5 protein-coding genes and 3 pseudogenes are annotated in these 7,437 nt (G+C 54.5%); 5 read left to right on the top strand and 3 right to left on the bottom strand.

The window, feature by feature from the left end; genetic code table 11:
* The coding region (locus tag AACZ40_RS27340) for an HAD-IC family P-type ATPase (protein WP_339676729.1) at positions 1-1,549 on the bottom strand (1,549 nt) is incomplete at its 3' end.
* Between the two features lie 391 nt (positions 1,550-1,940).
* Between AACZ40_RS27340 and AACZ40_RS27335 the strand changes: the two genes are divergently transcribed.
* The 4 genes and pseudogenes from AACZ40_RS27335 to AACZ40_RS27320 all read left to right on the top strand — a co-directional run bounded on the left by AACZ40_RS27335 (position 1,941) and on the right by AACZ40_RS27320 (position 4,108).
* Complete coding sequence (locus tag AACZ40_RS27335; RefSeq protein WP_261344483.1) at positions 1,941-2,213, top strand: efflux RND transporter permease subunit; 273 nt, start codon at positions 1,941-1,943, stop codon at positions 2,211-2,213.
* Positions 2,128-2,451, top strand: a complete 324-nt coding sequence (locus AACZ40_RS27330; RefSeq protein WP_339676725.1) for an efflux RND transporter permease subunit — start codon at positions 2,128-2,130, stop codon at positions 2,449-2,451. The genes AACZ40_RS27335 and AACZ40_RS27330 overlap by 86 nt, the downstream gene beginning before the upstream one ends.
* 272 nt (positions 2,452-2,723) lie before the next feature.
* Complete coding sequence (locus AACZ40_RS27325) at positions 2,724-3,239, top strand: hypothetical protein (protein ID WP_145190906.1); 516 nt, start codon at positions 2,724-2,726, stop codon at positions 3,237-3,239.
* Positions 3,240-3,409: 170 nt separating this feature from the next.
* Positions 3,410-4,108, top strand: a pseudogene (locus AACZ40_RS27320) (NAD(P)-dependent oxidoreductase).
* Between the two features lie 555 nt (positions 4,109-4,663).
* Here the strand turns inward: AACZ40_RS27320 and AACZ40_RS27315 are convergent.
* A pseudogene (locus AACZ40_RS27315) lies at positions 4,664-4,895 on the bottom strand (transposase); the annotation flags it as partial.
* A 340-nt stretch (positions 4,896-5,235) separates the two neighbouring features.
* On the opposite strand from AACZ40_RS27315, the pseudogene AACZ40_RS27310 reads away from it, so the two are divergent.
* A pseudogene (locus AACZ40_RS27310) lies at positions 5,236-5,565 on the top strand (integrase core domain-containing protein); the annotation flags it as partial.
* 75 nt (positions 5,566-5,640) lie between these two features.
* Here AACZ40_RS27310 and ltrA read toward each other — a convergent pair.
* Positions 5,641-7,005, bottom strand: a complete 1,365-nt coding sequence (gene ltrA, locus AACZ40_RS27305) for a group II intron reverse transcriptase/maturase (protein WP_291170475.1) — start codon at positions 7,003-7,005, stop codon at positions 5,641-5,643.
* Between the last annotated feature and the right edge of the window lie 432 nt (positions 7,006-7,437).

Below are 7,437 nucleotides of genomic sequence, written 5' to 3'. Positions count from 1 at the left end.
CTTCGGTCAACGTGCCGGTCTTGTCGAAGGCGATGGCGTGGAGCCTTCCCAGATTCTCCAGCGGACCACCGCCTTTGACGAGCACTCCGCCCCGAGCCGCGCGCGCGATGCCGCTGAGAACCGCGCTTGGGGTCGAAATTGCCAGAGCGCAGGGACTAGCCGCCACCAACACCGCCATCGCGCGATAGAAAGATTTGGTGAATGGCTCGTCGATTATTGTCCAGGCGAATAATAGCAAGACAACCAACGTCAATGCTGCCGGAACGAAGTAACGCTCGAATTTGTCGGTGAACAGTTGCGTGGGCGACTTTTGGGTCTCGGCCTCATTCACCATTTGTACGACGCGGGCCAGCGTGGATTCACTGGCGATCTTGGTCACCTGAATCTCCAGAGCGCCACTGCCATTGATGGTACCGGCGAAGGCGCGATATCGGGCGTCGAGCCGGTCGGCATTCTCCGTCGCCTCTTGCAGATTATCGACGGCCTGTTTATCCACAGGGACGCTCTCGCCGGTAATCGGGGCCTGATTGACGCTGCTCTGCCCCTTGACGACAAATCCGTCGGCGGGAATACGTTCATTGGGTTTGACAATCACTACGTCCCCGACCTGGAGTTGCTCCACGGGTAATTCTTGGGTGCTGCCTTCACGGCGGACCAGTGCGGTTTGAGGAGCAAGTTCGGCGAGGGCTTCAATCGCCCTCTTAGCCCGGCCCATGGCATAATGTTCGAGTGAGTGACCGAGGCTGAAGAGAAATAGCAGCAAAGCGCCCTCAAACCATTCTCCGAGCGTAGCCGCACCGATGGCCGCCACCAGCATCAGGAAGTCGATCTCAAAACGGCCAGCACGAATATTCTCAATTGCTTCGCGAAACGTAAAAAAGCCGCCGAAGAAGTAAGCGGCCAAGAATAGGCTCCACGGTGCCCATGGATTCACATCAGCGAACGATAGCAGCCATCCGATGAGCAGCAGCCCGCCGCAAAGCGCGGCAAACCCCAACTCCGTTCTTTCACCCAATAGGCCATCATGTTCGTGATCGTGTTCTTTCGCGACAGGTCGGTCATCGGCTTCCGTTAGTTCGCCGTGTGTCGCCTTCTGTTCTCTCTTTTCAACCGTTTGCACACCGATTTTCGCTACCGCGATTCGGATGGCCTCTTCGTCGGTAGATCGGCGGTCAAACTCAATGCGCAGCACCCCGGCCGGGGAGACCGCGGCTTCCAGCACGCCTTGGATTTGCTTCGCCCGTGCCTCGGCCGTGCGGGCCTGACGGGCATGCATCGGTTTTGAATTGAGCAAAAAGTGTCCGAACCGCTGGTCAAGATCTGCTCCTGCCCGTTTGGCCAGCGCCCGCACCTCGCCGAGGGAAATGCGGTTGGGATCAAAATGGATACAGATTTGATCCTGCCCCATGCCGATCGTGTTTTTGACATGTGCGGTCTCAATTCCTTCTTTTGCTGTCAGCAATTCTGTTAGGCGCAGGACGCACGCGTCACGGGCATCTGGAATTGCCGGCAGGACCAGACCAATCTCAATCAGCGTCTTTGCACTCATCCTAGTTTCCACACCGGTTTTGTCCTTCAGGCTGGGTTGAAGAAGTTGTCGGACCCAATCCACGCCATCACACGTATACTATCACGAATGTACAAAAAGGGCAAGGCATGATTAGGCCGCCCGTCGTTGCTCGCGGCTATTGCCGTCCGCATTGGGAGCGTCTTGCCTTATAATACATGTTTGTCGCGGACGAGGGCGCGCGTGATGGAATCTTGCACGCAGCGTTTCCCAATCCAGAATAAGTGCCCCACCTGTCACTTCATGTTGCTTCTTCCAATTCATCAGCAATGCCAGGCAGGCGTGATCGATGTAGCTTAGCCCCTTGAAATCGACGTGCAGGACGACGCCAGGCGGGACCGCCTCGAGTGCCGCCGCCCACTTCGGCAGAAGGATGAACGTCGCGGAACCTTCCATTGTCAAGTTATCAATTGTGTTACTTGCAGTGCCTTTTTCGTTGATTGGCTCTTTCTTGCTGATCTATATGCTTGGCTATAACATGAGCGTTGCCGTGTGGGTTGGCATCATTGCGCTTGCGGGTGTCGATGCAGAAACCGGAGTCGTGATGTTGTTGTACTTAGATGTGGCATACCACAAATGGAAAGACGAAGGGCGGATACATAGATTTGACGACACTGAACACGCAGTCATGGAAGGCGCGGTGTAGCGCGTGCGACCAAATGCGACCAAAGATGATGACGGTTATGGCGATCTTGATGGGATTGTTGCCGATCATGTGGTCCACAGGCTCAGGCGCCGACGTCATGAAACGTATTGCCGCCCCGATGGTCGGTGGGGTCGTGACGTCATTTGTGTTAGAGCTGCTGATCTATCCTGCCATTTACGCCATCTGGGAATCGTGGACAGATCTGCGAGACATCGATCACACTGCGGAAAAAGGTTGAATCAGGCACAACGTTGCTTTATGAGTCGTGCCGCTGGCTGTTCTCGAACCGCAATGGTCGCTGGATGCGCACTTTGCAAGCCCATTACGTACAGCAGCTTTCGCGAAAGCTGCTCATTTGCAGTCGATTCAGCGTTGCGCTTCAAAATACCCCAGTACGGTATGTGACTTGCAGCTACATCGACGAGAAGCGAGGAACATCGACTGATTCTGAAGTTTGCTCTGCGTCGACGCGCGGAGTTTCGTTATCTCCCATGAACAAGGAAAAACGCTATGAAGACCAATACTATTTTTCGATCACGGTTCAGCATCTGTGCAGGCGCTGGAGGCATTCTCCTCTCACTGCTTGCTGTCTCGTTGCAATCGCCTGCACTTGGGCAGAACAACTCGAAAGCAGGTGGCCAGAACGACAAGAAAATGTCGATGGAATGCCCCATGATGACTGGCCTGAAGGGAATCAGTTTGACCGCTGACAGTCCGCCGTTGCTGATGGCTAGAGCGAGTGAGTTGAAATTGACAGATGAGCAACAGCAGAAACTGAGAGCTATTACCCAGGAAGCTCAGAGTAAGGCAGCGGAAGTGTTAACCGAAGATCAGCGGTCAATGCTTGGCAAGTCGTCTGGCAAGGCAATGTCAATGATGGAGATCGCAATGATGAGAGCCAAGAAGATGGACGATAGTGAATCTGGCATGATGTGCCCCATGTGCAAGAAGAAGATGGAAGGCATGATGAAAGGAAAGATGAAGAAAAATACGAAGGAGCCGAATGGCAAGACAAAAACACAGTAGCCGTGTCGCGTCAGGCAAAGCACCACTGCCACTTTTCACCGCAGCAGTGTAGCGACGAGTTGGCAGTGCGTTTGTTTACATACCGTCCTTGGGTGGCCGAAAGACTGTGCGGACTCTCTTTGGCGGGCGAAGTGGCTAATTAGTGACTATTCTAAACCGGAAAAACTGTGATGAAAACTAAGAAAGAGATCATCTTAATCACGGGAAGTAGCGGGCGGCTTGGATCGGCGACGGTTAAGCGGCTTGCTGAGCGTTTCCAGGTGATCGGATTTGACCGTGCAGGTGATCCGCATCCGCCGACGGAGGCGGAATACGTCTGTGTTGACCTGACGAACGATGAGAGTATCGACGCAGGAATACATCGCGTTCGTGAAGGATACGGAACAAAAATTGCGTCGGTCGTACACTAATACTATGCTGCGTACTACGACTTCTCGGGAGATCCGAGTCCGAAGTATGAAGAAGTCACAGTTCGCGGAACGGAGAGACTGCTTCGTGCATTGCGTGAGTTTGAAGTGGACCAATTCATCTTCTCCAGCACGATGTTGGTTCATGCTCCCTGCGAGCCGGGCGAGCGGATCGATGAAGATTGGCCGCTTGATCCCAAGTGGGACTATCCCAAGTCGAAGGTCGCTACCGAGCAGGTCATTTCTAAGAATCGGTGTGCGATCAAGTCTATCAATCTCAGAATCGCCGGTGTCTATGACGACGATTGCCATTCAATTCCCTTGGCAAATCAGATAGCGCGGATCTACAAGCGGAAGTTGACAAGTCGAGTCTATCCAGGAGATCCATCCCGCGGTCAAGCATTCGTTCATTTAGACGACGTCGTCGACGCCGTCTACCGATGCATCGACCGTCGCGAGTAATTATCAGATGAATCAGTGTTTCTTATCGGAGAACCGAAAACGCTCGGTTGCACGGAATCGCAGTCAGAATTCGGACGATTGATTCATGGTGAGCCTTGGGAAACGACCGTGATCCCGAAGTCGGTTGCCAAGACGGGTGCGTGATTTCAAGATCACATGCCGTTCGCGGAGGAGCCTTTCATCAAGCCGTGGATGGTTGACTTGGCGGACGATCACTATGCGCTTGTCATCACCCGTGCGAGCGATGCACTGGGCTGGCAACCTAGCCGTTCATTGCGTGAAACGCTGCCCACTATGGTTGCCGCGCTGCGACGTGATACTTCGACTTGGTACCGCGACAACGGTCTTGTACCGCCATCCTGGGTAAAGCACGAAACGACCGCAGCCCTAGATAGTACGGACATTCGGATGATATCTGTAACGAATGCTGACAGTCAGATAAAGCCGGCGAAGTTGGTGGCTTTTTCCTCGTAGCGAGTGGCCACACGTCGACAGCGTTTGATTCTCCCTAAGAACCGTTCGATCTGGTTGCGATGTTTGTAGATCTTCCGATCATATCGCCTGCTCCAGTTGCGAGACGCTTTTGAACACGCCATTCCGGATACGGTCCTGGGTAATGTCGCGGAACCAGCGTTCGATGACGTTCAGCCACAAACTGCTTGTCGGTGTGAAGTGAATGTAAAATCGCTTGTGACGCTTCAGCCAGTTCTGCACCTTGGGGTGCTTGTGAATGGCGTAGTTGTCCACAATTAAATGCAGGTCCAACTCGGGGGGCGTCTGCTTCAATCCCCACCATTCGTTTCTCGGCAAATCGATTTTGCCACGTACCGACAGTTCGCCTGGTACAACCGAGTTCCACTGCAATGTCTTTATTCTCGCGACCTTGAGCTGCCGCGAGAATCATCTTGGCTCGCAGTACCAGTCGGGCTGGCGTGCTCCGCCCCCGCGACCACGTAGTCAGCAATATTCGTTCTGCAGCTGTCAATGTGACAGCAATTGCAATACGCACGTCTCAATTCTCCTTATCTGGAAAATCAGACGACAACTCTACCAAATAAGTTCCCACAATTTTAAATCACTACACTAGTCGTGAGAGTCTGGCCATTCAGGTGGGAACACGGCTGACTGGAGATGATGTGGTGGCAGCTCTGGATCGCGTCAAAGCGGCTCGAGACTGTCCTCAGTCAATCCGTGTGGATAACGGGCCCGAGTTCATTTCAAAGAGTTTGGACTGATGGGCTTACTTCAACAACGTTACTCTGGATTTCAGTCGGCTGGGAAAACCGACCGATAATGCGTATATTGAATCGTTCAACGGGCGGGTTCGTCAGGAATGTTTAAACCAGCATTGGTTTTTAAGCCTGACAGACGCTCAGGAACAAGTTGACCAGTGGCGGCTGGACTACAACGAAAACCGCCCGCACAGCTCACTGGGAAATCAGACCCCGGTGGAGTTATCGGGTAGGAGGGGGAATTTCTTCCCCCGTCCTCCCACACCACCGTGCGTACGGTTCCGTACACGGCGGTTCCCTTTAACGCTGCAGCTCTTGTACTTTATCGATGAGGCATACGAGACCAAGTTGACTCAGTACACGCGTTGGGACCGCCTGGTTCATGTGGCTCGCGCCAGCATTCCACCAGGGACCTCGGCCATTCGTCGCGCTGATCCACGCCCGTTGGGGCGTGAGACCACGGCGAATCAGTTGCTTCTCCCGAGTTTTAACCCGTTTCCACTGCCGCCACAGGATGACACGCAGTTTACGACGCAGCCATTGATCGAGATTCGCAAAGATTCCCCGCACTTCTGATTTCCGGTAGTACGCCACCCAACCCGTCAGTACCGGGCGCAGTTCGCTGATCGTACGACGCAGGCTGCGTCCCCGACCGGAGCGGAACAGTTCCCGCAGGCGCCCTTTGAATCGTTTCACCGATTCGCGGGCCACCTTAAATCGAGGTTGGAAGTGGTGCGTGAACGAGTATCCCAGGAACTTGCGGTTCCAGGGACGCCCTACCGCGCTCTTCGTCCGGTTCACCACCAGACGAAGTCGGCAAGTCAGGAAACCTGTGATCGAAGCCAGTACCCGTTCCCCTGCGCGGCGACTACGAACATAAATGTTGCAGTCGTCAGCGTAGCGGACAAAGCGATGTCCCCGTCGTTCCAATTCCCGATCGAACTCGTCGAGCAGGATATTGGATAACAGCGGCGAGAGCGGTCCCCCTTGCGGGGTTCCTTCGCTGCGTGGGCTGACGACGCCCCCTTCCATGATCCCTGCCTGTAAATAGGCTCGAATCAGTTTCAGGATGCGTCGATCCTTGATCCGTTGTGCCAGACGTCCCATCAGTACATCATGGTTCACGCGGTCAAAGAACTTTTCCAGATCCAGGTCGACAACCCAACGTTGGCCGGCTGCAATGTGCGCTTTGGCTCGATCCAGCGCCTGATGGGCGCTACGACCCGGACGGAAGCCGAAGCTGCTTTCCGAGAACGTGGGATCATATAACCGCGTTAGCACCTGCAACAGTGCCTGTTGGATCAGTCGGTCCATGACCGTTGGTATGCCCAGCATCCGCATCCCTTTCCCTCCCGGTTTGGGGATTTCCACCTTCCGAACGGGATCAGGACGATAAGTTCCGCTGAGCAGTTCCTCCCGAATCGCTTCCCAGCGCTGGCAACAGCGATCCCACAGTTGATCAACGGTCACACCGTCGACGCCGGGGGCTCCCTGATTACGAACCACACGCCGGTAAGCAGTCAACATGTTTTCTCGACTGAGTACCTCCTCTAAAGTAAAGAACGCTGGTAGTCTGATGGGATCAGTCCTTGCCGAGTCCGTTTGACGCGCAGACGACTTACCCTGGGCGGTTCCGCCGCCTGCTCTCGATCGTTGCTCAGGCATCTCAGCCTTCGGTCTGCGTCTGTTATCGGACATCGAAATTTCTGCATCAAACAGGTTAAAAGGTTCGGCCCTTCACGCCACTCAATACAGCGCTACTATGGCCTCGGCTGACTTCTGAAACGGCATCGCGACTCCTTGCAGAGGCACTAGCCAGACGGCACCGTTTCAGATCTCTCAGGGTAAGACGCGTGACTTTCCTCCCATATACCCGCCACATATACGGTGTCCTTCCGGTAAGCGTGCATGATTCTATTTTTTGAATCTGCTATCGTGAGCGGTTTCTCTTATCAGGAGGTCGGCGATGGCGAATCAGAATCAGCGTGCACTGCCCCCGGATCTGGCCAGGGTTCGGGAGCGACTGGCGGCGTGGCGGCAGACAAAACAGCCCGGGGCGCGGATTCCCGAAAGCTTGTGGGAAATGGCGGTCAGGCT

This window comes from uncultured Gimesia sp. (genome assembly GCF_963972345.1).
Lineage (GTDB): Bacteria > Planctomycetota > Planctomycetia > Planctomycetales > Planctomycetaceae > Gimesia.
The sequence above is the reverse complement of the archived record's forward strand: the minus strand, read 5'-3'. Positions and strand labels throughout refer to the sequence as shown.

Coding starts and splice junctions, on each gene's coding strand:
- AACZ40_RS27335 (WP_261344483.1), top strand. CDS start 1,941: ATGAACGTCGCGGAACCTTCCATTGTCAAGTTATCAATTGTGTTACTT.
- AACZ40_RS27330 (WP_339676725.1), top strand. CDS start 2,128: ATGTGGCATACCACAAATGGAAAGACGAAGGGCGGATACATAGATTTG.
- AACZ40_RS27325 (WP_145190906.1), top strand. CDS start 2,724: ATGAAGACCAATACTATTTTTCGATCACGGTTCAGCATCTGTGCAGGC.
- ltrA (WP_291170475.1), bottom strand. CDS start 7,005: ATGCCTGAGCAACGATCGAGAGCAGGCGGCGGAACCGCCCAGGGTAAG.